We start from the raw sequence: 21,151 nt of genomic DNA, 5'->3' as shown, positions 1-21,151 counted from the left end.
GAAGAGGAGGTCACGAGTGGACACGACGTACTACGACCACGGAACTCCGGCGGAGCGCTGGGAGCGGGCGGGCATGTTCTTCGACGCCAAGGACTACGCCGCCGCCGCGCGGGTCCTGAGCGGGCTGGTCGAGGAGGTGCCGGAGCAGAGCGGACCGCGACTGCTGCTGGCCCGCGCCTACTACCACTCGGCCCAGCTGCGGCGCGCGGAGGCCGAGCTGAGGACCCTCGTCGAGCGGGACCCCGTCGAGCACTACGCCCGGCTGCTGCTGGGGCGCACCCTCGAACGGCAGGGGCGGCAGGAGGAGGCCGACACTCAGCTGCGCATCGCCGCGGCCCTGTCGGGCGACTTCGCGGGGCTCTAGGCGGCCGGCCCCGGTGAGCCGGGTGCGGCGGTGGGCGCGACACCGTGCCCACCGCCGCACCCGCCGGATCAGGTCTTCGCCGTCCTGCTCCCCGCGGCGGCCCGCCGCCCCCGCCGGTGGGCGATCTCGCCCAGCGCCACGTCGACCGCGACGAACGCGGCCAGCGGGATGCCGAGCAGCGGCACGAAGTAGCCGAGGACGGTGACCGCCGCCAGCAGCGGGACGAGGAGCAGCGGGGGCACCTGCTGCCACGCGCCGCGCGGGACCGGGCGGCCGAAGGCCCGTCCCCTGCCCCGCTGCCACCACATGCGGTATCCCCACAGGACGAGGAACACCAGGGAGCCGGCCAGCGCCATCAGGGCGATCTGGTTGGGCAGCCCGAACAGGACGCCGGTGTGCAGGTCGATGCCCCAGCGGCTCAGTTTGGCGAGCACCGGGTAGTCGGCGAAGCGGACGACGTCGGTCACCCGGCCGGTCCCCGGATCCACCGCCACCGCGTCCTGCTTCTCGGGCCAGCTGCGCTGTATCTGCTTGACCACGTAGGCGGACGAGGCGTCGGCGGGCGGCACGATCTCCACGGGATCGCCCAGCCCCTCGGCGCGCGCCGCCGCGAGGACCCTGTCGAGGCCGACCCCGTGCGCGGCGTCCCCGCCGGCGCCCGCCGCCGCGCCGTGCCCCGCGTGCTCACCGCCCCCGGCGGCCGAGGCCGACACGGACGGCGTGGTCTGTCCGAGCCGGACGCGCAGCTCCTCGATGTTGGCGCCGGCATACGTCGACCAGGTCAGACCGGTCGCGGAGAGGAAGACGAAGCCGGCCGCCGCCCAGGCGCCCACCGTGCCGTGCAGGCCGAGGGTGCGGCGCCTTCCCTCGGTGCCGCGCACCCTGCGCCGGGCCCTGCGGCGGGAGAACCACAGCACCAGGCCCCCGCCCGCGATCACCCACAGCCAGCTGGCGGCGAACTCGCTGTAGAGGCGACCCGGTTCGCCCAGGTGCAGGTCCCGGTGGAACTCGTCGACCCAGGTGCGCAGGGGCAGGGCGCCGGTCGAGCCGTACTGCTCCAGGGCGCCCCGCACCTCGGCGGTGTACGGGTCGACGAAGACCGCGAGCGTGTGGTCCGGATCCACTCCCTCGACGCCGGACAGCAGCACCCTCGTGGTGGCGTCGTCCTCGGGCGAGGGACGCACGGCCGACACCGTGCCCCGGGGATGGGCCTCGCGGGCGGCGGCGACCTGCTCCGAGACCGGCAGCTTGCGCTCCCCCGGCTCCGGGACGGTCAACTCGTGCGCGTAGAGCAGCTTCTCGGCCGGGAACGAGGCGGCGTAGAGGAACCCGGTGGCCGCCGCGACCAGCAGGAAGGGGGCCACGCACAGGCCCGCGTAGAAGTGCAGGCGCAGGACGAGCGGGCGCAGGGCCGACCGGCGGCGGGGGCCCGGAGCCGGGGGCGTCGGCCCACGGAGCGGATCGGTGTGGGTCGGGGAAGCGGTGGTCATCGAGGCTGCTCCGGGCGCGTCGTGGGGGTGGGGTGGCCCAGTGGTCGGGTCCGGAGCACACGCGGTTCCCGGCGCATGGCGTGACGTGGGTCACGTGACGGGGACGGTGGGCGGGGCGCGCCGTGGCATCCTGGCGCGATGGGAACTCCGAGTGATCACGGGCGTCTTGCCGAGCACGTCGAGGAACTGCTCGCCGTGGACGGCCCGTTGCCGATTCTCGAAGCCGGTCACCCGGTGCTGCGGCGCGTGGCCGAGCCCTTCGACGGGCAGTTGGCGCCGGCCCTGCTGGCGCGGTTCGTCGAGGCGCTGCGTCGGACCATGCACGCGGCGCCGGGCGTCGGGCTGGCCGCGCCCCAGGTCGGGGTGGGGCTGCGGATCGCGGTGATCGAGGATCCGGCCCCGGTGCCGGAGGAGGTGCGGGTGGTCCGGGGGCGGGTGCCGCAGCCGTTCCGGGTGCTGGTCAATCCGTCGTACGAGCCCGTCGGGGACGGCAGGGCCGCGTTCTTCGAGGGCTGCCTGAGCGTGCCGGGCTGGCAGGCGGTGGTGGCGCGCCAAGCCGAGGTGCGGCTGCGGGCGCTGGACCCGGAGGGGCGGGCGGTTGACGAGGTGTTCTCCGGGTGGCCGGCGCGGATCGTCCAGCACGAGACGGACCATCTCGACGGGGTCCTGTATCTGGACCGGGCGGAGCCGCGGTCGTTGGCGTCGTCGCGGGCGATGGCGCAGTGGTGGGGGCAGGCCACGCCGGAGCGGGCGGCGGAAGAGCTGGGGTTCGGGCTGCCGGGGGCCTGACGGGCGGACGGGCGGACGGGCGGACGGGCGGACGGACGACCCGGGGAACGCGCGGCGGTGCCGGGTGCGCGGCGCCCCCTCCCCCGCTCTCGGTTCCGCTCGAGCGGAGGGGGGAGGCGCGGCTGCCCGCGGCCGGGGCAGGCCGCGGAACTGGGCGAGGCGGGCCGCGGAACGGGGCAGGCCGCGGAACGGGGCGGCGGTCAGTTGTCCCGGTAGGCCTCGAGCAGGCGGAGCCAGACCTCGCTGATCGTCGGGTAGGACGGGACCGCGTGCCACAGACGGTCGACCGGTACCCGGCCGGCGACCGCGACGGTGGCGGAGTGGATCAGTTCGCCGACGCCGGGCCCGACGAAGGTGACACCGCGGACGATCTCGTCCTCCAGGTCGACGACCATCCGGGCGCGCCCCTTGTAGCCGTCGCCGTAGAGGCTCGCGCCGGCCACCGTCGCGAGGTCGACGTCGACGGCGCGCACGCGGTGCCCGGCCCGTTCGGCCTCGGCGAGGGTGAGGCCGACGGAGGCCGCCTCGGGGTCGGTGAAGACGACCTGGGGCACGGCGTCGTGGTCGGCGGTGGCGGCGTGCGCGCCCCACGGGCCGGACTCCAGGTCCGGCTCGCCGGAGGCCCGGGCGGCGATGGCGGCGCCGGCGATGCGGGCCTGGTACTTGCCCTGGTGCGTCAGCAGCGCCCGGTGGTTGACGTCGCCCACGGCGTAGAGCCAGTCGTGGCCCTCGACCCGGAGGCTGTCGTCGACGTGGAGCCAGGAGCCGGGTTCCAGGCCGACGGTCTCCAGACCGAGGTCGCCGGTGCGCGGGACGCGGCCGGTGGCGAAGAGGATCTCGTCGGCCTCGACACGGTCGCCCCGGTCCGTGACGGCGACGACGGTGCCGCTCTCGCGGACCACGGACTCCACGGAGGTCCCGGTGCGGATGTCGACGCCCGCCTCGGTGAGCGCCTCGGCGACCAGTTCGCCGGCGAAGGGTTCCATCCGGGCGAGCAGACCGTCGTCGCCGCGCACCAGCAGCGTCACCCGGGAGCCGAGGGCCTGCCAGGCGGTGGCCATCTCGACGGCGACGACTCCGCCGCCGACCACGATGAGCCGTCCGGGCGCGCTCTTGGCGCTGGTGGCCTCGCGGCTGGTCCAGGGGCGGACCTCGGCGAGTCCCGGCAGGTCCGGCAGGGCGGCGCCGCTACCGGTGCACAGGGCGACGGCGTGCCGGGCGGTCAGCGTCCGGCGGGTGCCGTCGGGCGCGGTGACCTCGACCGTGCGCGGCCCGGCGAGCCGTCCCTGCCCGCGGTACAGGTCGGCGCCGATGCCCTCGACCCACCGGACCTGGCCGTCGTCCTTCCAGTGGGAGGTGAACGCGTCGCGGCGGGCGAGGACCGCCGGGGCGTCCAGGGGATCGCGGCCCGCCCCGCCCACGCCGGGCAGGCGGCGGGCGTCGGCGCGGGCGATGACGGGGCGCAGCAGGGCCTTGCTGGGCATGCACGCCCAGTAGGAGCACTCGCCGCCGACCAGTTCGCTCTCCACGATCGCGGTGGTGAGACCGGCCGCTCGGGTGCGGTCGGCGACGTTCTCCCCCACGGGGCCCGCGCCGATCACGACGACGTCGTACGCGATGGAATCCGTTTGCGTCATGGGGCCAGTGTGGTGGGTGGTGTGCGGCGTGGCCACATGGGTACGTGCGCGGAATACCCACCAGGTCGGCAGTGTTGTGCCGACGGTCGACGCACCCGAACCCAGGAAGAGGGTCACACCATGAGCAGCACCGTGGAGCTCACCAAGGAGAACTTCGACCAGACGGTCACGGACAACGAGTTCGTCCTGATCGACTTCTGGGCGTCGTGGTGCGGTCCGTGCCGTCAGTTCGCGCCGGTCTACGAGAAGGCCGCCGAGGCCAACCCCGACCTCGTCTTCGGCAAGGTGGACACCGAGGCGCAGCCGGAGCTGGCCCAGGCCTTCGGCATCCAGTCGATCCCCACGCTGATGATCGTCCGGGACCAGGTGGCCGTGTTCGCGCAGCCCGGCGCGCTGCCCGAGGAGGCCCTGACCGACGTCATCGGGCAGGCCCGGAACCTGGACATGGACGAGGTCCGCAAGGCGGTCGCCCAGCAGCAGGCCCAGGCCGGCGGCCCGACCGGTCAGGACGGACAGGGTCAGGGCGGTCAGTAGGGCCCGCTCAGCTCGACTCCCGGTGCACCACCGTCGCGCCCAGCACCTCGCGTCGCTCGGGCGCGGCGCCGGGGTCGTGGACCGCGCGGTCGACCAGTGCCGCCAGGTCGCGGCCGGAGGGCAGTTCCAGGTGGACGGTGCTCAGCCGGGGCCGCAGCAGGCGCCCGAGCATCAGGTCGTCGGCACCGATCAGGGCGGTGTCGCCCGGGACGCGGACGCCCGCGTCCTGCAGCGCGCGCATGAGCAGCATCGCGTACTCGTCGTTGTACGCGAACACGGCGTCGAGACCGAGTGAGTCCCAGCGGTCGGCCAGCCGGGCGGCGGCGCGTTCCTCGTGGGCGAGGGGCAGTTCGGTCACGGTGGCGTCGGTGCCGCGCACGGCGTCCCGCGCCCCGGCCAGGCGCGGCGCCGAGAAGAACTCCAGGCCGTCCTCCGCGGGCATGACGACGCCGATCCTGCGGCGTCCGCGCTCGACGAGGTGACGGACCGCGCGGTGTCCGACGACGGCGTGGTCCATGAGCAGGGCGTGCGCGCCCTCCACGGCCTCGGGGCCCAGCGTGACGACCGCGCGGGCACCCGAGCGTTTGAGGATCTCCACGCCGCGCGGCCCCGGGCCCCGGCCGGGCACCAGGACGGCGACCGGCCGCAGTTCGGCCCAGGCGCGGGCCGCCTCGTCGCCGTGCAGACCGACGCTGCCGTACTGCACCACGGTGTAGTCGAGGCGGCCGAGGGCCCACTGGAGTTCGCTGAGGAAGCCGCTGTAGAGCGGGCCGGCCGGGAAGGACGGCGCCGGCATCAGCACGGTGCGGCTGTGCCCGGCGCGCAGCGAGCGGGCCGCGGCGTGCGGGACGTAGCCCAGCTCCCGGGCGGCGTCGTGGACGCGCCGGCGGGTGGGCTCGCTGATCCGGACGGCGCCGGCGTTGTTGAGGACGTACGAGACGGTCGCGCGCGAGACGCCCGCCAGGCGGGCCACATCGGCGCTCGTGGGGACGGAGCGCGGTGCGGAGGGCTCGGGGGCGGACGGCGGGTTCGGTATCTGCACCATGACGTACGGCATCTTGGCAGAGGCCGCGGGCGGGGATCCGGGCGGGTCGGCACCGTCCGGATCGGACGAAGTCCCGGGCGGTGGACGGATGTTGACCGTCCGTCAGGCCGGGCACTCGGTGCGGGTCACCCGTGCGACCAGGTCCAGCCAGCCGTCCCGCAGCCGCTCCGGGGGGACCCCGCACTGCGCGGTGAGGTGGTGGACCAGGGCGGCGTCGAGGTAGGCCAGCAGGGTGTGGGAGAGCAGTTCGCTGTCCGCGTCCGGGGCCGCCTGCCGCAGCAGCAGCGCCACGTGGCCGCGCAGGAAGCGGCGCGGCGGGGAGGTGTACCGGCGTTCCGCGCTGGGCTCGGCGGCGAGCTGCAGCTCCAGTTCGTCGACGGAGCGGCGCAGCATCGCGCAGCCGAAGGCGCGCAGCCGCTCGACGGGCGGGGCCCCGGGCCCCAGGGGCGGGGGTCCGCTCAGGAGAGCGGCCTGGAACTTCTTCTCGGAGTGGTCGAGGAGGGCCATGAGCAGGCCGGTGCGGTCGCCGAAGCGGCGGAAGACCGTGCCCTTGCCCACCGAGGCGGCCGCCGCCACCGCCTCCATCGTGACGGCGGCCGCTCCGTGCTCGGCGACCAGCCGGGCGGCGGCCTCCAGCAGTCGGGCCCGGTTGCGCGCGGCGTCGGCGCGCAGGCAGGGCTCGTCCTCCTCGAATCCCGTGCCGAGCCGCAGCAGCTCGGGCGGACCGACGGTCTCCTCGGGTTTCGGGAAGGGCGGCAGGGCGGCGGACATGAAACCAGCGTAAAGCATCGGGAAGAAAACTGGACCGCGGTCCGCTTAGGATGTTAGAAATTAAACGGACCCCGGTCCGGATTCGTAACGGCAGTGTTTCCAGCAGCGTCTGTCCCCGCAGCGCCTGCGCTTCGTCAGTGGGAGTTCTTCATGTCTGTCCGCATCCTTGCGCTCGTCGGCAGCCTTCGCGCCGGTTCGCACAACCGCCAGCTCGCCGAGGCGGCCGCCAAGTTCGCCCCGGAGGGCGCCGAGGTACAGCTGTTCGAGGGGCTGGCCGACATCCCCTTCTACAACGAGGACATCGACGTCGAGGGCAGCGTCCCGGCCGCCGCCGTGAAGCTGCGCGAGGCCGCCCAGGCCGCCGACGCCTTCCTGTTCTTCTCGCCGGAGTACAACGGCACCATCCCGGCCGTCCTGAAGAACGCCATCGACTGGCTGTCCCGTCCGTTCGGCGCGGGCGCCATCTCCGGCAAGCCCAGCGCCGTGGTCGGCACCGCCTTCGGCCAGTACGGCGGCGTGTGGGCGCAGGACGACACCCGCAAGGCCGTGGGCATCGCCGGCGGCAAGGTGATCGAGGACATCAAGCTGTCCATCCCCGGTTCGGTGACCCGCTTCGCCGAGGTCCACCCGGCCGACGACGCCGAGGTCGCCGCCCAGCTGACCGAGGTCGTCGCCCGCCTGCACGGCCACGCCGACGAGGCCGTCGCCGCCTGACGGCTGCACCACGCCCACGGGACCGGAGCCGCGCGGCTCCGGTCCCGACGTGTGTCAGGCCACCGCCGCCGCGGCCAGCGAGCGCAGTTCCTCCAGCGCCACCGCCACCGCCGGGCGCCGGTGGCCGCCGCTGCGTGTGCAGGTCAGCAGCTTGCGGTGCGGCCGGCCGGCGCAGGGCACCCGCACGATGGGCAGGTGCGGGGTCAGCCGGGCCAGCCTCGGTATCAGGGCGACGCCGAGCCCGTGGGCGATCAGATGGGCGGTCACGTTCCAGTCCACGGCGTGGTGGACCACGTCCGGGGTGAACCCGGCGGCACCGCACGCCGACATCACGTGCGTCCGGCAGGGGCTCTCCGGCAGCGGGGCGATCCACGGCTCGCGCGCCACGTCCGCGAGGTCGGCTCCGTCCCGCCCGGCCAGCGGATGCCCCTCGGGGACCACCAGATCGAACGGTTCGTCCAGCAGCGGCCGCTGGTCGAAGCGCGCGTCGGACGCCGGCGGGCTGGACGGTGTCGCCTCCACGACCGCCAGATCGGCCTCCCCCTCGAAGAGCAGGTCGAAGCTCTCCACCACCTCCACCTCACGGACGCGCACCGACACCCGCGGATACCGCGACCGCAGCCGCGCCGCCATCGGGGCGAGCAGGACCGCGACGGCCACCGGGAACCCCGCCACCCGCAGCGGGCCGGCCGGCTCCCCCTCCCCCGCCCGCAACTCCAGCTCGGCCTCGTCCCAGCGGGCCGCGATGGCGTCGGCGTGCGCCAGCAGGCTCTCGGCGGCCGGGGTGAGCCGCACCCCCCTGCCCTGCGGCTCCAGCAGGTCGACGCCCAGATCACGGGCCAGCTGCCGGATCTGCTGGGAGGCGGCGGACGGCGTGAAGTGCAGGGCGCGGGCCGCCGCGGTGACCGTGCCGTAGTGGGAGACGGCCCTGAGGACGTGCAGCCTACGCAGGTCAATCATGAAGCGCACGCTTCACGGTGAGGTCCGTAAAGTCAACCTGGACGTGAACGGACCCGGGGCCGCACCCTGTGAGTGCCACGGGAGACGCCCGGGCGCCGCGCACCGGCCGTCCCGCGCGTACCACCGACGTACCACGCCCCCGAAGCACGAGGAGAAGCCATGTCCAGCACGACCGGTGCCGCCTGCCCGCACTGCGGGTGGCCCGACGGTGCCGAGCCGTTCCAGGTGCTGTCCGCGCATCCCACCGCGGCGGGCGGCACCCTGTGGACCCGGTGCGCCTGCGGTTCGCTCCAGGCCCGCGTCGTCGACGGCGGCGGCACCCGCGTCGTCTCGCGCGGCAGGCCCACCCCGGCGGGCTGCTGACGGCGCGCCCGCCGGGTCACCGGCCCCGGCGGGCGGCTCACCCCTGCCGCCGCTCCCGCTCCGCCTGCCTCCTCGCGGCCACCAGACTGGTCACCGTGGTGACCGCGAGGACGAGCACGATGAAGCCGAGGGAGAAGGGGATGCCGATCTCCGGGACGTGGACCCCGGACTCGTGCAGGGCGTGCAGCACCAGCTTGACGCCGATGAAGCCGAGGATGACCGACAGACCGTACGAGAGGTGGACCAGCTTCTCGAGCAGGCCGCCGATGAGGAAGTACAGCTGCCGCAGGCCCATCAGGGCGAACGCGTTGGCCGTGAACACGATGTACGGGTCCTGGGTCAGCCCGTAGATCGCGGGGATGGAGTCCAGGGCGAACAGGACGTCGGTCGAGCCGATCGCGAGCATCACCACCAGCATCGGGGTCATGACGCGCTTGCCGTTCTCCTCGATCCACAGCTTGGTGCCGTGGTAGCGGTCGGCGACCCCGAAACGGCGCTCGATCGACTTCAGCAGCTTGTTCTCCTCGTACTCCTCGTCGTGCCCGCCCTTGCGGGCGTCCTGGACGAGCTTCCAGGCGGTCCAGATCAGGAAGGCGCCGAAGATGTAGAAGACCCAGGAGAAGGCCGAGATGATCGCGGCGCCGGCCGCGATGAAGGCGGCGCGCAGCACCAGGGCCACCAGGACGCCGACCATCAGGACCCGCTGCTGGTACTGCGAGGGCACCGCGAACTTGGCCATGATCAGGACGAAGACGAAGAGGTTGTCGACGCTGAGCGACTTCTCGGTGATGTAGCCGGCGAAGAACTCCCCCGCCGGGTCGCCGCCTCCGGCCACCCACAGCCCCACGCCGAACAGGCAGGCCAGGACCACCCAGACGGCCGTCCAGATCCCCGCCTCGCGGATCGACACGTCGTGCGGCTTGCGGCCGATGAAGAAGTCGGCCGCGACGAGGACGCACAGGCCCGCGACGGTCAGCAGCCAGACCGTGAGCGAAACGTTCACTGGTGCTCCTGGTGCGGTGGGGGGGACGGAGTGGGGGGACGGGGCGGGGAAGGGACCGCGAACGGGTTCTTCGACAGGGTGTTTCCGCCGGGCGGCGCAGGCAACCCGGCACCGTGCCCGATCCGCGTGGTCGGCGCACCGCGGCCGGCGGGCCGACCCCCTCCGACCTGACAGGAGCCCCGGATGACCACTGCCCCCTCGCATCCGCCCCACGCCCTGCCGGCACCGCGCATCGGCGTGCTCGGCTCCTACGGCGGCTTCAACATCGGGGACGAGGCGATCCTGACCTGCGTCCTGAGCTGTCTGCGCGCCCAGCGGCCGGACGCCCGCCTGGTCGTCCTGAGCCGCGACGCGGAACACACCCGCGCCCATCACCCCGACGCCGACGAGGTCGTGCCCTGGGAGGGCGTCAGCCGCAACCACGTCCTGGACGTGCTGCCCGGCCTGGACCTGCTGGTGCTGGGCGGCGGCGGAATCCTCTACGACGGCGAGGCGCGGCGCTATCTGCGGCTGGTGCGCGCCGCGCAGACCCGGTCCGTGCCGACCTTCGCGTACGCCGTCGGCGCCGGGCCCCTGACGGACAGCGAGGACCGGGACGCGGTGCGCACCGTGCTGGCCGACATGGACGACGTCGTGGTGCGGGACGAGGAGTCCCGGCTGGTGCTGGAGGAGGTGGGCCTGGAGCGCGAGGTCACGGTCACCGCGGACCCGGCCCTGCTGCTCGGTCCGGAGGCGTTCACCGAGGCGATGATGCGCGACGAGGGCATCCCCTCGGGCGCCCGGCTGGTGGGGATGTCGGTGCGCGAACCGGGCCGGGCCGCCGAGAAGCTGGACGAGGGCGACTACCACGCGCTGCTCGCCGACGTCGCCGACTTCCTGGTGCGACGGCTGGACGCGCACGTGGTGTTCCTGCCGATGGAACGGCACGACGTACGGCACGCGCACGCCGTGCTGTCCCACATGACGGCGCCGGACAAGGGCCGGATCCTGCACGGCGACTACAGCCCGGGACAGGTCCTCGGCTTCATGCGCCACCTGGACGTGGCCGTCGGCATGCGGCTGCACTTCGTGATCTTCGCGGCGCTCAGCGGGGTGCCGGTGCTGCCGCTGCCCTACTCCGGCAAGGTCTTCGACTTCGCGCGCCGGCTCGGCGCGCCGGCGCTGGTGGGCGTAGCGCGGGAGCAGGCCGGGCTGCTGCTGGCGGAGGTGGACCGGATGTGGGACGAGTACCCGCAGCGCCGGGACGACCTGCGGTCCCGGATGCGGGAACTGTCCGCCGCCGCCCGGGAGACCTGCGTGCGCTGCGGCGTCGTGCTCGACGCCATCGGCGCGACCACCGGGGCGGGCGCCGCCCGGAGCGACGGGCCGGACGACGCGGCGGGCGCCCGGGCGGCCGGGCAGGCGCCGTACTCCGCCGAGCCGCGCCCGCTGCACGCCTGACCCACCCCGAGGAGAGCGATGCCGGTCCTGGAAGAGCCCCGCGAGCCCCGTGAGGTCACCCTGCCGCCGCGGCCCGCCCGGCACGGGGGCCGGTGCGACGTCCTCGTGGTGGGCGGCGGCCCCGCCGGGTTCGCCGCCGCGATCGGCGCCGCCGACACCGGGGCCGACGTGGTGCTGGCGGAGCGGTACGGGTTCCTCGGCGGCAACGCGACCGTCGCCCTGGTGATGCCGCTGATGTCGTTCCACAACGAGCACAAGCAGGCGGCGTTCACCGAGGCCGGGGACACCTCGCGGCTGCTGCCCACCGACCACGGGGAGGGCGAGCCGGTCGTCGCGGGCGTGCTGTGGCAGCTGCTCGACCGGCTGATGGGCCGGGGCGGCTGCCTTCCGCCCTCCCCGAAGACCGGGTACACGGTCCCCTTCGACCCGGAGTTGTTCAAGTTCTCCCTGCTGGAGATGATGGACGAGTCGGGGGTGCGGATGCTCTTCCACGCGTTCGCCTCCGGGGCGCTGCCGCTGGACGACGGTTCCGGCTGGCGGGTGGTGTTCGAGACCAAGTCGGGGCCGGTGGTGATCGACGCCGGGGTGGTCGTGGACGGCACGGGCGACGGCGACGTGGCGGCCTCCTGCGGGGCGCCGTTCGAGATCGGCCGGCCCGAGGACGGGCTGGCGCAGCCGATGACGCTGATGTTCCGCGTCGCCGACTTCTCCCGCCCGGACTTCGCCGACTACGTCCGCGACCACCCCGACCAGTGGCGCGGTGTGCACGGCCTGTGGGACCTCATCGAGGAGGCCAGGGCGGCCGGAGAGCTGCGGCTGCCGCGCGAGGACATCCTGTTCTTCGCCACCCCGCACCCGCGCGAGGTCGCCGTCAACAGCACCCGGGTCAACCGGGTGCTGGGCACCAGTGTCTGGGACCTCACCCGCGCCGAGTACACGGCCCGGCGCCAGCTGGCCCAGATCGACCGCTTCCTGCGCACCCGCGTGCCCGGCTTCGAGGAGTCGTACGTGGTGCAGAGCGGCACCCACATCGGCGTGCGGGAGAGCCGGCGGGTCCTCGGCGACTACCAGCTGACCGGCCACGACATCCTGGCCGCGCGCACCTTCCCGGACGTGATCGCGCACGGCGCCTACCCGGTCGACATCCACAACCCGCGCGGCTCGGGCACCGTCCTCAAGCGGGTCCCGCGGGGCAGCTTCTACGACATCCCGCTGCGCTGTCTGGTCCCCCGGGGCACGGAGCGGCTGCTGGTGGCCGGGCGCTGCATCTCGGGGACGCACGTGGCGCACTCGTCGTACCGGGTGATGCCGATCGCGATGGCGACCGGCCAGGCGGCCGGGGTGTGCGCGGCGCTGACCGTCCGGCACGGGCGCGGGCCGCGCGGCCTGCCCTACCGCATGGTCCAGCACGAGCTGCTGCGTCAGGGGGCGCGGCTTCGGACCTGACGGCCCGCGCCTCGGCCGGCGCGCCCGTCGGCCCGCCGTCCGTCAGCCGGCTCGGAGAAGAGTCCGTCAGCCCGCCCAGTCCAGCAGGCGGTCCCGGGTCTCGGGGGCGCGCAGGTGGTCCAGGGACGCCTTCTCCAGCTGGCGGACGCGTTCCCGGGTCAGGCCCACGTGCTGGGCCACCTGGTGCAGGGTGCGCGGGCGGCCGTCGTGCAGTCCGTAGCGCAGGCTGAGGATCATCGCCTCGCGGGGCGCGAGGGTGCCGACGGCCTCCCGCAGCTCCGCCGCGAGCGCCTGGAACTCGGCGACCTCGGGGGCCTGGAGCACCTCGGTGTCCGGGATGAGGTCGCCGACGACGGTCTCGCCGGTCTCGTCGACCGGGGTGTCCAGGCTGACGGCGTCCCGTCCGACGCGGCGCAGCCAGACCACCTTGTCCCCGTCGATGCCGCTCTCGGCGGCCACCTCCTCGGCGGTCGGTTCGCGGTCGAGGGCCGCCCGGAGCCGCCGCTCGACCTTGGCGAGCTTCTGCAGCTGCTCCACGACGTGCACGGGCAGCCGCACCGTACGCGCGTGCGTGGCCAGACCCCGTTCGATGGCCTGGCGGATCCACCAGGTGGCGTACGTGGAGAACTTGAACCCCTTGGTGTGGTCGAACTTCTCGACCGCCCGGATGAGACCCAGGTTGCCCTCCTGGATGACGTCGAGCAGGGGCAGGCCGCGGTGGGCGTGCCGCTTGGCCATCGAGACCACGAGCCGCAGATTGGCCCGCACCATGTGGTCCTTGGCGGCCCGGCCGTCGTGGACGGTCGCCTCCAGCGCGCGGCGCCGCCCGGGCGTCGGGGCGGGTTCGCCGGTGTCGGCGCACTCCAGCTCCTCCCGGGCCCGGACCCCGGCCTCGATGCGCTTCGCCAGCCGCACCTCCTCCTCGGCGGTCAGCAGCGGGGTGGCGCCGATCTGGGCCAGGTACTGGCCGAGCAGGTCGGGTTCCTCGTCGGGTTCGGGGATGCGGCTGCGCAGCCGTGCGGTGCGGGCGGGGGCGCGGCGGTCCTCGGTGGGGGCCGCGGCCGTTCGTGCCGGGCGGGCCGTGTCGCGGGGGGCCATGTCGCTTCCTCCTCCGTCCCCTCCTCGGGTGCTCGGGGTCAGTGCGGGGCCGTCCCGGTGCGGGCCTGCCGCATCCTGCGCAGGACGACCATCAGGTCCGCCACCGCCAGCAGGGCGAGGGCCGCGCACACGACGGCGAGGACGACCAGGCCGCCCCGTCCGGGACTGTCCCCGGGGTCCGCGTCGGCGGCCCACACCCCGAAGTACGCGGCGCCGGCCAGGAACAGCGGCAGGAAGACGGCGGACAGCACCAGACGGAGCCCGAGCGGGCTCTGTGCCGTGACCGGTTCGGTGCCGGTGCGCGGGCGGCGGCGGCCGAACGCGCCGGGCCGCGCCCGGGAGACGGAGTCCGTGGCCCCGTGGGGACGACGCGGGTCGTTCATGCCGTGCCTCCTGCGTGACCGGTCCGGTGAGTCAGTGGCCGGGCTCGGCCCTGCTGATGTCCGCCAGGGCCGAGTGCGGGTCGTCGGCGGCGGCGAGGTCACCGAGCGAGACCACGCCGACCGGCACGCCGCCGTGGTCGACGACCGGGATCCGCCGGACGGCGTGGTGCCGCATCAGCTCGGCGGCGCGGTCGGTCGTCTCGTCCGGCCCGAGGGTGACCACGGGCGGGGGCGTGCACACCGAGCCGACCGTGGTCGCGTCGGGGTCGCGCCCGTCGGCGACGCCCCGGAGCACGATGTCCCGGTCGGTGAGCACGCCGAACAGGTCGCAGTCGTAGGTCACCAGGACGTCGCCGACGTCCTCCTCGCGCATCAGCCGGGCCGCCCGCGACACGGTGGTCATGGGTTCGACGGCGACCGGAGCGGGTGACATCACGTCTCGTACGCGCCGTGTCATGGTCGGGCCTCCAGGTCGATCAGGGCCAGTCCGATCTCCGGGCGGTGGGTCTTGGCCAGTTCCGCCGGGCTGTCCCGGACGACGACCTCGAGCGTCGGCCAGACCCGTCCGGACAGCAGGTGGCCGCCGCGGGTGGAGCCGTCGGACAGGCCCAGTACGGCGTGCAGGTGCGGTGTGGGTCCGTCGTCGGCGACGGCGATGTCCCCGATCAGGGACAGCACCTCGCACTGCTCCTCCACCGGGATGTCGCGGTAGTCCTTCGCCCGCCGGTCGAACCAGCCGACGACCGCCTCCGAGAAGGCGCCCACGGCGGTCACCTGGGAGGCCCCGAGGGACCGGTCGCGGGCGAACGCGGTCAGTTCGGCGACCGCGTCCTCACCGGGTTCGAGCACCACCACGTACACCTCGGACGGGCCGTCCTGCACCTGCTGCCACTGCATGCCCGCCGGGTACCCGGCGGAGGCCGGGGCAACCCCGGCGCGGCGGGCGCGGGAGGCTCACCCGTCGAGTGCCCGGCGGAGCCCGGCGAGCCAGGTGTCGACCGGCCCGAAGGTGAGCAGACCGCTGCCCGCGCCCGCGATCTCGCCGGCGGCGGGCAGCAGCCGTTCGTAGGTCCGCTCCAGGGCCGTGCGGTCGCCGAGTGCCAGGGCGAGCGCGGCCTCGGCGCAGCACAGGGCCTCGTACAGCAGGTCGGGCGGCGGCTCGGCGAGGGACCGCAGGGCCGTGCGGGCGTCGGTGCGACGCCCGTCGGCGAGGAGGGCGAACGGTTCCGCCCAGGGCCGGTACGGGCCCCAGTCGGCGCGCGGGTCCACGTCGGCCGGCCGGCCGCGGGACAGCCGCAGGCCCAGCAGGGCGAGGGGCAGCAGTCCGCGTTCCAGGCCGGGCATGCCCGCGCCCTCCAGCAGCGCCGCGGCGGACCGGAAGGCGGCTTCGGCGCGGTCGTACGGCCCGCCGGTGACGGCGAGGCGCAGCGCCCGGTACCACGCGGTGAAGACGCCCGCCAACGGCCGTTCGTGCCGTGCGGCGATCAGGTCCACGGCGTCGGCGTGCTCGTCGGCGCCGGCCAGGTCGGCGAGGGCCGAGCGTGCCTGGAGCCGGATCAGGTGACCGAGGACCGCGTGGTTGACCATGCCGTGCCGGGCGGACAGCTCGACGAGTTCGGCGCCGATCGCGTCGCGGCGCGGGGCCGTTCCCGCGGCGGTGCAGGACTGCATGAAGGCGCCGTTGAGGGCGAAGGCGAGCAGGGCCGGGTCGTCGAGGCCCCGGGCGAGGCGTTCGGCCTCGGCGGCCGCCCGTGGCCCGCGCGGGGACCTGACACCGCGGGACTCGACGGCGACGGTGGCCAGCAGGCGGCAGCGTGCCGGGGCGGCGGCGGGCCCGTCCGGCAGGGCCGCGAGGGTGCGCTCGGCCGCCGCGACGACCTGCCGGGCCAGTACCGGGTCGTCGCTGCGGGTCCAGTTGGCGGGCACGTCGTAGGAGCCGATCACCCGGGCCGTCAGCTCCGCGTCGCCCGTCTCCTCGGCCGCCGCGATCGCCGCCACGCGCTGCCGGCTCGCCGCCTGGAGGCCGCCGCCTCCGGTGACCGCGAGGCCCCGCAGCAGGCCGACCGTGGACTCCAGGCGGGCGTGGGAACCGGCGGCGACCGCGCGGTCGTACGCCTCGGTGGCGCGGACCCACAGTCGGGCGGCCGCCTCGGCCGGTTCGCCGGGCGGGTCCAGGTCCGGGTCCTGGGCGAGGACACGGGCCTCCAGTCGGCGCAGCCCGGGGCCGGGGTCGACGCCGAGGTGCCGGGCGAGCAGGTCGCGGGCCCGGCGCAGCACGGCGAGGGCGTCCGCCTGGCGTCCGGTCCGGTACAGCGCCAGGGCGAGCAGCCGCCACGCCTCCTCGCGCCACGGGTGCTCGGTCAGATGCGCGTCGAGGTCGGGGACCGCCTCGGCGGCCCGGCCGAGGTCCACCAGGATCTCCGCCCGGCGTTCGACGGCGCGCAGCCGCAGTTCGGTGAGGCGGGAGCGTTCCCCGCGGGTCCACTCCTCCCCCGCGAACTCGGCGTACGCCGGTCCCCGCCACTGCGCCAGGGCGGCCCGGAGGCGGTCCGGCGCCTGCGCGGCCGGCAGCCGGTCGGCCTCGGCGACGGCCGCCTCGAAACGCCACGCGTCCACGTCGTCCGGGGCCGCGCGCAGGGCGTACCCGGGGCCCTCGGTGACGAGCAGCCGGGCCGGGGCGCGCGGCGGGCGGTCGGGTTCCAGGGCGCGGCGCAGATCCCCGACGAAGGTGCGCACCGCGCCCACGGCCCGGGGCGGCGGTTCGTCCCACAGGTCCCGGACGAGGCGGTCGAGCGGGACGACGCGCCGCCGGGCCAGGATCAGCCGGGCCAGCACCGCGCGGTGCCTGGGGCCCTTGAGTGCGAGGGCATCACCGGCGCGCTCGGCGGTGACCGGTCCGAGCACGCCGAACGTGACCGCTTCCATGTTCCGTCCGCTCCGCTCCGTTCCGCACCGCCGCCGCAGGTACCCGGCCGCCGCCACCACGGTACGCGTGTCCGGGCCCGTGCTGATCGGTTGCTGATCGGCGGCCGGGAGGCTCGACGCAGCGACCAGCACGACGTGGAACAGGCACGGCGTGCGACGAGAGGCACGGAGCAGCCATGGCACCGACGATCCCCGACTTCACCTACGACCGCGTGACGGTCGCCGACGGCGTCGCCCTGAACGTGGCCGTCGGCGGCTCCGGCAGCCCCGTGGTGCTGCTGCACGGTTTCCCGCAGACCCATCTGATGTGGCGGCACGTCGCCGCCGACCTCGCGGCCGACCACACGGTGATCTGCCCCGACCTGCGCGGCTACGGCGCCAGCGACAAGCCGGCCGATCCCGACGGCACCGCCTACGCCAAGCGGACGATGGCCGCCGACGTCGTCGCCCTCGCCCGTGCGCTCGGGCACGAGCGGTTCGCGCTGGCCGGGCACGACCGGGGGGCGCTGGTGGCGGTGCGGGCCGGGCTCGACCACCCGGACGCGGTGACGCACCTGGCCGCGCTGGACGTGCTGCCGACCCTGGACATGTGGGACGTGCTGCACGGCACCTCGGCGGCGGTGGGCTTCCACCTGTACCTGATGGCACAGCCGCCCGGGCTGCCGGAGCAGCTGATCGGGGCCGCGCCGGACGCGTTCTTCGGTCACTTCCTCGACGTGTGGACGCGGGACCCGGACGCCCTGCCGGCCGACGTCCGCGCCGCCTACCTGGAGGCGTCCCGGGCGGCGGTGCCGTCGATCGTGGCCGACTACCGGGCCTCGGCCGGCATCGACGTCGTTCACGACCGGGTCGACCGCGACGGCGGCAACCGGCTGCGGATGCCGGTGGCCGTGCTCCAGCAGGACTGGGGCGCGGCCCTCGGCTACGACGCCGCCGCGCTGTGGCGGGCCTGGGCCCCGGACCTGAGCCACGAGACGGTCGGTTGCGGCCACTTCATGGCGGAGGAGGCGCCCGCCGAGGTCACCGGGGCGCTGCGGAAGCTGCTCGCCCGGTAGGCCCCGGCACGGCCCCGTACAACGACGGGTTGTACGGGGCCCCCGGACCGTTGTTTGATCCGCGTGACCCGCGCTCGCTTGGATGGCGGGCGTGTCGGAGTCGGACGTGGTGAAGAGCGGCAGGTCGCTGGGGCGGCCCTTCCGATGGCTGTGGGGCGCGTACGCCGTGAGCACCTTCGGCACGCGGCTGGCGTTCGACGCCTTCCCGCTGATCGCCGTCGTGGTGCTGCACGCCGGTCCGGGGCGGGTGGCCGCGCTGGCGGCGGCGGGGCTCGCGGTGGGCGCGGTGGTGGCGGTACCGCTGGGGCCGTGGGTGGAGTTCCGGCGCAAGCGGCCGGTCATGATCGCCACCGATCTGGTGCGGTGCGCGGTGCTGCTGAGCGTGCCGGTGGCCTACGCGTTCGGGCGGCTCACCTTCGCCCAGCTGCTGGTGGTGTCGGTGGTGATGTCCGCCGCGGACATCACCTTCCGGGCGGCGGCGGGCTCCTGTCTGAAGGCTCTGGTCCCCCCGGGGGACCTGCTGACCGCGAACGGTCGGATGGAGGCGACGACCTGGACGGCGACCATGCTCGGGCCGCCGGTCGGCGGGGCGGCGATCGGGCTCTTCGGCCCGGTGGTGACGGTCGCCGTCGACGCGGTGAGCCACCTGCTGTCGGCGCTGGGCGTCCGCGCCGTCGGTACGGACGAGCCGCGCCCCGTGCGCACCGGTCCGGCCGGGCCGCGAGCGGGCGGCCTGTCGACAGGCTGGCGGTACCTCCTCACCTCCCCGGACCTGCGACCGCTGTTCCTCAACACGGTCGTGGTGAACGCCCTCGTCATGGCGACCGCGCCGCTGCTCGCCGTCCTCATGCTGGGCGAACTGGGCTTCGCGCCCTGGCAGTACGGTCTCGCCTTCGCGGTGCCGTGCGTCGGCGGGCTGATCGGTTCCCGGCTGGCCCGCCCGCTCGTGGCGCGCTTCGGGACGCACCGGGTGCTGGTCGTCGGCGGGACGCTGCGCGTGTGCTGGCCCCTCGGGCTGGCCTTCGTCCGCCCTGGCGGCGCGGGGCTGGTGCTCGTCATGTCCGTCGAGCTGGGGCTGATCACCTCGGTGGCCGTGTTCAACACGGTGCTGGCGACGCGGCGGCTGGAGCTGACGCCGGCGGACAGGGTGACGCGCGCCCTGTCCGCCTGGACGGTCAGCGGGAAGCTGACGACCGCGGCTCTGACCGCGGTGTGGGGCCTGGTGGCGGGCGTGACCGGTACGCGTACGGCGGTGGCGCTCGCGGGGGTCCTCCTGCTGGCGACCCCGCTGCTGTTGCCGTGGCGCGGGCATGCGCACGGTCACGCCCGGGCGGTGTCCACCGGGGGCCGCTGAGGTCAGCGGGCGCCGGGGACGTCCTCGGTGACGCCGTTGAGCGGCGAGGCGGGGTCGCTGCCGTAGGGGCGGGTGAACGCCTCCATGCCGTGTCCCGACGGGTCGCTGAAGTACACGCCCCGGCCGCCGTCGTTGCGGTTGATGCGGCGCGGGTGCCTGCCGTGGGGGTCGGCCTGGATGGGCACGCCGCCCGCCACGAGGCGGGCGAGGATCGCGTCGAACTCGTCCTCGGAGACGAGGAACGCGTAGTGCTGCGTGGGGATGTCGATGTCGACGGTGGCGAAATCGAGGGTGACGCCGTTGGCGGTCGTCACGGGGAGGAACATCCCGGCGGGCTCGCCGACCTCCAGCCCCAGGACGTCGGCCAGGAAGTGGGCGGACTCCTCCCGGCTGCGGGAGAGAACGATGGTGTGGTTGAACTCGACTGACACGGTCAATGCCTCCACGGGCATCTCCGCGGCGCCTCCATGCCTCACCCGGACGGTGACCGACACGCGATGCCGCGCCGTGGATGCTAGACGAAACGCGCGCCGGGTGTCGACGGCCGGCGGTATATCCCGTGGTGCGCCGCGCCGGGCCCGTGCTTGCATGGCGCCATGGTGTCCCCCGACCGTCTCCTCGCCTTCGCCGCGCTGTCGCTCGTGATCGTCGTGGTCCCGGGCCCGAGTGTGCTGTTCGTGGTCGGCAGGGCGCTCTCGCGGGGCCGCCGCGCCGCGCTGACCACGGTGGCCGGCAACACGCTCGGCGCGTACCTGCTGGTCGTCGCGGTCGCCCTGGGTGTCGGGTCGGTCGTGGAACGGTCGGCCGTCGTCTTCACGGCGCTCAAGCTGGCGGGTGCCGCCTACTTGGTGCACCTGGGGGTCAGGGCGTGGCGGGAACGCGGTCGCCCGGGGGCGGAGTTCGCGGGTGGCGCCGCGGCGGAGGGGGACCGGGAGCGGTGGCGCACCTTCCGGCAGGGCTTCGCCGTCGGGGTGACCAATCCGAAGACCATCGTGTTCTTCGCCGCGGTGCTGCCGCAGTTCGCCGACCGGGACCGGGGCGGCGTCGTCGTGCAGATGCTCGTGCTGGGGCTGGTCTTCAACGCCATCGCGCTGGCCTGCGACAGCGTGTGGGGGCTGCTCGCGGCGACCGCGCGGGACTGGTTCGCGCGGTCGCCGCGCCGGCTGTCCGCGGTCGGCGGGGCGGGCGGTCTGGCGATGATCGGCCTCGGCGTCACCGTGGCCGTGACCGGGCGGAAGGACTAGGCGCCCGGGCCCGGCCCCCGCGTCCGTATCGGTTCGCGGCGTGCGCGTGCACCGGCGGACGCGGGTCTCGCGGCCGTCGCTCAGGTGGACGCCTGGTCGCTGTCCTTCATGGCTCCCCAGCCGTGCCAGCGTTCGACCTCGACCCAGGCGCTGACCCGGGGCCGTTCGCGGTCCGGGTAGGGCTTGCCCGTGTACTGCCGGGAGAGGCGGTCGATGCCGGAGAGGTCCTCGTCGTCGCGGATGTCGGTGACGCGGCCGATCAGGGTGACGTGGGTGTACCAATCGTCGCCCGCCAGGACGGTGAGGGTCACCCGCGGGTCGCGGCGCACGTGCTTCAGGCGCACCCGGCCGGCGTCGAAGTTGATCAGGACCCGGCCGTCGTCCTCCCACAGGTACCAGGTGGCCGTGGAGACCGGCGCGCCGTCGGAACGGACGGTGGCCATCACACAGGGATTGGGGCGGCGCAGCAGTTCTACGGCCTCGGGCGGCAGCGGGGGTTTGGACATGGGGCGCCTCCTTGGATCTTGGTCTGTGCC

23 protein-coding genes are annotated in these 21,151 nt (G+C 74.8%); 10 read left to right on the top strand and 13 right to left on the bottom strand.

All coding sequences use genetic code 11. The features are described 5' to 3' along the window. Positions 1–16 precede the first annotated feature (16 nt). Complete coding sequence (locus tag ACFZP7_RS30480; protein ID WP_030975605.1) at positions 17–364, top strand: tetratricopeptide repeat protein; 348 nt, start codon at positions 17–19, stop codon at positions 362–364. A gap of 68 nt (positions 365–432) precedes the next feature. Here the strand turns inward: ACFZP7_RS30480 and ACFZP7_RS30475 are convergent, their stop codons facing one another. Beyond that, entirely contained in the window at positions 433–1,854 is a 1,422-nt protein-coding gene (locus ACFZP7_RS30475; protein ID WP_019327648.1) for a PepSY domain-containing protein, read from the bottom strand. Between the two features lie 138 nt (positions 1,855–1,992). Between ACFZP7_RS30475 and ACFZP7_RS30470 the strand changes: the two genes are divergently transcribed. Next, the gene (locus ACFZP7_RS30470; protein ID WP_385637131.1) at positions 1,993–2,643 is read left to right on the top strand and encodes a peptide deformylase; all 651 of its coding nucleotides are present in this window, start codon (positions 1,993–1,995) and stop codon (positions 2,641–2,643) included. A gap of 200 nt (positions 2,644–2,843) precedes the next feature. Here the strand turns inward: ACFZP7_RS30470 and ACFZP7_RS30465 are convergent, their stop codons facing one another. After that, positions 2,844–4,280 carry an NAD(P)/FAD-dependent oxidoreductase gene (locus tag ACFZP7_RS30465; protein ID WP_322501738.1) on the bottom strand — a complete coding sequence of 479 codons (1,437 nt, stop codon included), beginning with the start codon at positions 4,278–4,280 and terminating at the stop codon, positions 2,844–2,846. A gap of 120 nt (positions 4,281–4,400) precedes the next feature. Here ACFZP7_RS30465 and trxA point away from each other — a divergent pair, with 120 nt between their 5' ends. Continuing rightward, positions 4,401–4,814 (top strand): thioredoxin, encoded by a 414-nt coding sequence (gene trxA / locus ACFZP7_RS30460; protein ID WP_030975597.1) that lies wholly within the window; start codon positions 4,401–4,403, stop codon positions 4,812–4,814. Between the two features lie 7 nt (positions 4,815–4,821). On the opposite strand, the gene ACFZP7_RS30455 is transcribed toward trxA, so the two are convergent. Together ACFZP7_RS30455 and ACFZP7_RS30450 are read right to left on the bottom strand one after the other, a co-directional pair. Beyond that, a complete protein-coding gene (locus tag ACFZP7_RS30455) occupies positions 4,822–5,859 on the bottom strand; it encodes a LacI family DNA-binding transcriptional regulator (RefSeq protein ID WP_078911838.1) in 1,038 nt (345 codons plus the stop codon). A 102-nt stretch (positions 5,860–5,961) separates the two neighbouring features. After that, positions 5,962–6,630 carry a TetR/AcrR family transcriptional regulator gene (locus ACFZP7_RS30450; RefSeq protein WP_019327642.1) on the bottom strand — a complete coding sequence of 223 codons (669 nt, stop codon included), beginning with the start codon at positions 6,628–6,630 and terminating at the stop codon, positions 5,962–5,964. Positions 6,631–6,780: 150 nt separating this feature from the next. Here ACFZP7_RS30450 and ACFZP7_RS30445 point away from each other — a divergent pair, with 150 nt between their 5' ends. Further along, positions 6,781–7,344: an NAD(P)H-dependent oxidoreductase gene (locus ACFZP7_RS30445; RefSeq protein WP_031015976.1), complete on the top strand. Its 564-nt coding sequence runs from the start codon at positions 6,781–6,783 to the stop codon at positions 7,342–7,344. Between the two features lie 54 nt (positions 7,345–7,398). Here ACFZP7_RS30445 and ACFZP7_RS30440 read toward each other — a convergent pair whose 3' ends face one another. Continuing rightward, positions 7,399–8,304, bottom strand: a complete 906-nt coding sequence (locus ACFZP7_RS30440) for a LysR family transcriptional regulator (protein WP_031015977.1) — start codon at positions 8,302–8,304, stop codon at positions 7,399–7,401. A 159-nt stretch (positions 8,305–8,463) separates the two neighbouring features. Between ACFZP7_RS30440 and ACFZP7_RS30435 the strand changes: the two genes are divergently transcribed. Then, positions 8,464–8,667: a hypothetical protein gene (locus ACFZP7_RS30435; protein ID WP_031015978.1), complete on the top strand. Its 204-nt coding sequence runs from the start codon at positions 8,464–8,466 to the stop codon at positions 8,665–8,667. 37 nt (positions 8,668–8,704) lie between these two features. Here the strand turns inward: ACFZP7_RS30435 and ACFZP7_RS30430 are convergent, their stop codons facing one another. Beyond that, on the bottom strand, positions 8,705–9,670 hold the full coding sequence (locus ACFZP7_RS30430; protein ID WP_385637126.1) for a TerC family protein: 966 nt from the start codon (positions 9,668–9,670) through the stop codon (positions 8,705–8,707). Positions 9,671–9,853: 183 nt separating this feature from the next. On the opposite strand from ACFZP7_RS30430, the gene ACFZP7_RS30425 reads away from it, so the two are divergent. Both ACFZP7_RS30425 and ACFZP7_RS30420 read left to right on the top strand, forming a co-directional pair. After that, positions 9,854–11,110: a polysaccharide pyruvyl transferase family protein gene (locus ACFZP7_RS30425; RefSeq protein ID WP_385637123.1), complete on the top strand. Its 1,257-nt coding sequence runs from the start codon at positions 9,854–9,856 to the stop codon at positions 11,108–11,110. 18 nt (positions 11,111–11,128) lie between these two features. After that, positions 11,129–12,556: an FAD-dependent oxidoreductase gene (locus tag ACFZP7_RS30420; RefSeq protein WP_031015982.1), complete on the top strand. Its 1,428-nt coding sequence runs from the start codon at positions 11,129–11,131 to the stop codon at positions 12,554–12,556. 66 nt (positions 12,557–12,622) lie between these two features. Here ACFZP7_RS30420 and ACFZP7_RS30415 read toward each other — a convergent pair whose 3' ends face one another. From ACFZP7_RS30415 to ACFZP7_RS30395, 5 genes are read right to left on the bottom strand one after another with little or no spacing between them, the layout of a single operon-like run. Continuing rightward, positions 12,623–13,654, bottom strand: coding sequence for an RNA polymerase sigma factor RpoD/SigA (locus ACFZP7_RS30415; protein ID WP_220671812.1), 1,032 nt, complete (start codon positions 13,652–13,654; stop codon positions 12,623–12,625). 38 nt (positions 13,655–13,692) lie between these two features. Beyond that, on the bottom strand, positions 13,693–14,037 hold the full coding sequence (locus ACFZP7_RS30410; protein ID WP_385637120.1) for a DUF6343 family protein: 345 nt from the start codon (positions 14,035–14,037) through the stop codon (positions 13,693–13,695). Between the two features lie 31 nt (positions 14,038–14,068). Beyond that, a complete protein-coding gene (locus ACFZP7_RS30405) occupies positions 14,069–14,494 on the bottom strand; it encodes a CBS domain-containing protein (RefSeq protein ID WP_086876660.1) in 426 nt (141 codons plus the stop codon). After that, positions 14,491–14,934 carry a PPC domain-containing DNA-binding protein gene (locus ACFZP7_RS30400; RefSeq protein WP_019330463.1) on the bottom strand — a complete coding sequence of 148 codons (444 nt, stop codon included), beginning with the start codon at positions 14,932–14,934 and terminating at the stop codon, positions 14,491–14,493. The genes ACFZP7_RS30405 and ACFZP7_RS30400 overlap by 4 nt, the downstream gene beginning before the upstream one ends. A gap of 57 nt (positions 14,935–14,991) precedes the next feature. Further along, complete coding sequence (locus ACFZP7_RS30395; RefSeq protein ID WP_385637117.1) at positions 14,992–16,962, bottom strand: BTAD domain-containing putative transcriptional regulator; 1,971 nt, start codon at positions 16,960–16,962, stop codon at positions 14,992–14,994. Positions 16,963–17,138: 176 nt separating this feature from the next. Between ACFZP7_RS30395 and ACFZP7_RS30390 the strand changes: the two genes are divergently transcribed. Both ACFZP7_RS30390 and ACFZP7_RS30385 read left to right on the top strand, forming a co-directional pair. Then, positions 17,139–18,017, top strand: a complete 879-nt coding sequence (locus ACFZP7_RS30390; RefSeq protein ID WP_385637115.1) for an alpha/beta fold hydrolase — start codon at positions 17,139–17,141, stop codon at positions 18,015–18,017. 82 nt (positions 18,018–18,099) lie between these two features. After that, on the top strand, positions 18,100–19,371 hold the full coding sequence (locus ACFZP7_RS30385; RefSeq protein ID WP_385637112.1) for an MFS transporter: 1,272 nt from the start codon (positions 18,100–18,102) through the stop codon (positions 19,369–19,371). Between the two features lie 2 nt (positions 19,372–19,373). Here ACFZP7_RS30385 and ACFZP7_RS30380 read toward each other — a convergent pair whose 3' ends face one another. After that, entirely contained in the window at positions 19,374–19,802 is a 429-nt protein-coding gene (locus ACFZP7_RS30380; RefSeq protein ID WP_030978021.1) for a VOC family protein, read from the bottom strand. Between the two features lie 165 nt (positions 19,803–19,967). Here ACFZP7_RS30380 and ACFZP7_RS30375 point away from each other — a divergent pair, with 165 nt between their 5' ends. Then, positions 19,968–20,615 carry a LysE family translocator gene (locus ACFZP7_RS30375; RefSeq protein WP_062133406.1) on the top strand — a complete coding sequence of 216 codons (648 nt, stop codon included), beginning with the start codon at positions 19,968–19,970 and terminating at the stop codon, positions 20,613–20,615. An 80-nt stretch (positions 20,616–20,695) separates the two neighbouring features. Here the strand turns inward: ACFZP7_RS30375 and ACFZP7_RS30370 are convergent, their stop codons facing one another. After that, complete coding sequence (locus ACFZP7_RS30370) at positions 20,696–21,121, bottom strand: PPOX class F420-dependent oxidoreductase (RefSeq protein ID WP_019330456.1); 426 nt, start codon at positions 21,119–21,121, stop codon at positions 20,696–20,698. Between the last annotated feature and the right edge of the window lie 30 nt (positions 21,122–21,151).

It is taken from the genome of Streptomyces sp. SudanB5_2050 (assembly GCF_964272335.1).
GTDB classification, from domain to species: Bacteria; Actinomycetota; Actinomycetes; order Streptomycetales; family Streptomycetaceae; genus Streptomyces; species Streptomyces rochei.
The sequence above is the reverse complement of the archived record's forward strand: the minus strand, read 5'-3'. Positions and strand labels throughout refer to the sequence as shown.

Coding starts and splice junctions, on each gene's coding strand:
- ACFZP7_RS30395 (WP_385637117.1), bottom strand. CDS start 16,962: ATGGAAGCGGTCACGTTCGGCGTGCTCGGACCGGTCACCGCCGAGCGC.
- ACFZP7_RS30425 (WP_385637123.1), top strand. CDS start 9,854: ATGACCACTGCCCCCTCGCATCCGCCCCACGCCCTGCCGGCACCGCGC.
- ACFZP7_RS30435 (WP_031015978.1), top strand. CDS start 8,464: ATGTCCAGCACGACCGGTGCCGCCTGCCCGCACTGCGGGTGGCCCGAC.
- ACFZP7_RS30420 (WP_031015982.1), top strand. CDS start 11,129: ATGCCGGTCCTGGAAGAGCCCCGCGAGCCCCGTGAGGTCACCCTGCCG.
- ACFZP7_RS30465 (WP_322501738.1), bottom strand. CDS start 4,280: ATGACGCAAACGGATTCCATCGCGTACGACGTCGTCGTGATCGGCGCG.
- ACFZP7_RS30415 (WP_220671812.1), bottom strand. CDS start 13,654: ATGGCCCCCCGCGACACGGCCCGCCCGGCACGAACGGCCGCGGCCCCC.
- ACFZP7_RS30455 (WP_078911838.1), bottom strand. CDS start 5,859: ATGGTGCAGATACCGAACCCGCCGTCCGCCCCCGAGCCCTCCGCACCG.
- ACFZP7_RS30450 (WP_019327642.1), bottom strand. CDS start 6,630: ATGTCCGCCGCCCTGCCGCCCTTCCCGAAACCCGAGGAGACCGTCGGT.
- ACFZP7_RS30410 (WP_385637120.1), bottom strand. CDS start 14,037: ATGAACGACCCGCGTCGTCCCCACGGGGCCACGGACTCCGTCTCCCGG.
- ACFZP7_RS30405 (WP_086876660.1), bottom strand. CDS start 14,494: ATGACACGGCGCGTACGAGACGTGATGTCACCCGCTCCGGTCGCCGTC.
- trxA (WP_030975597.1), top strand. CDS start 4,401: ATGAGCAGCACCGTGGAGCTCACCAAGGAGAACTTCGACCAGACGGTC.
- ACFZP7_RS30400 (WP_019330463.1), bottom strand. CDS start 14,934: ATGCAGTGGCAGCAGGTGCAGGACGGCCCGTCCGAGGTGTACGTGGTG.
- ACFZP7_RS30445 (WP_031015976.1), top strand. CDS start 6,781: ATGTCTGTCCGCATCCTTGCGCTCGTCGGCAGCCTTCGCGCCGGTTCG.
- ACFZP7_RS30440 (WP_031015977.1), bottom strand. CDS start 8,304: ATGATTGACCTGCGTAGGCTGCACGTCCTCAGGGCCGTCTCCCACTAC.
- ACFZP7_RS30390 (WP_385637115.1), top strand. CDS start 17,139: ATGGCACCGACGATCCCCGACTTCACCTACGACCGCGTGACGGTCGCC.
- ACFZP7_RS30475 (WP_019327648.1), bottom strand. CDS start 1,854: ATGACCACCGCTTCCCCGACCCACACCGATCCGCTCCGTGGGCCGACG.
- ACFZP7_RS30470 (WP_385637131.1), top strand. CDS start 1,993: ATGGGAACTCCGAGTGATCACGGGCGTCTTGCCGAGCACGTCGAGGAA.
- ACFZP7_RS30370 (WP_019330456.1), bottom strand. CDS start 21,121: ATGTCCAAACCCCCGCTGCCGCCCGAGGCCGTAGAACTGCTGCGCCGC.
- ACFZP7_RS30385 (WP_385637112.1), top strand. CDS start 18,100: ATGGCGGGCGTGTCGGAGTCGGACGTGGTGAAGAGCGGCAGGTCGCTG.
- ACFZP7_RS30375 (WP_062133406.1), top strand. CDS start 19,968: ATGGTGTCCCCCGACCGTCTCCTCGCCTTCGCCGCGCTGTCGCTCGTG.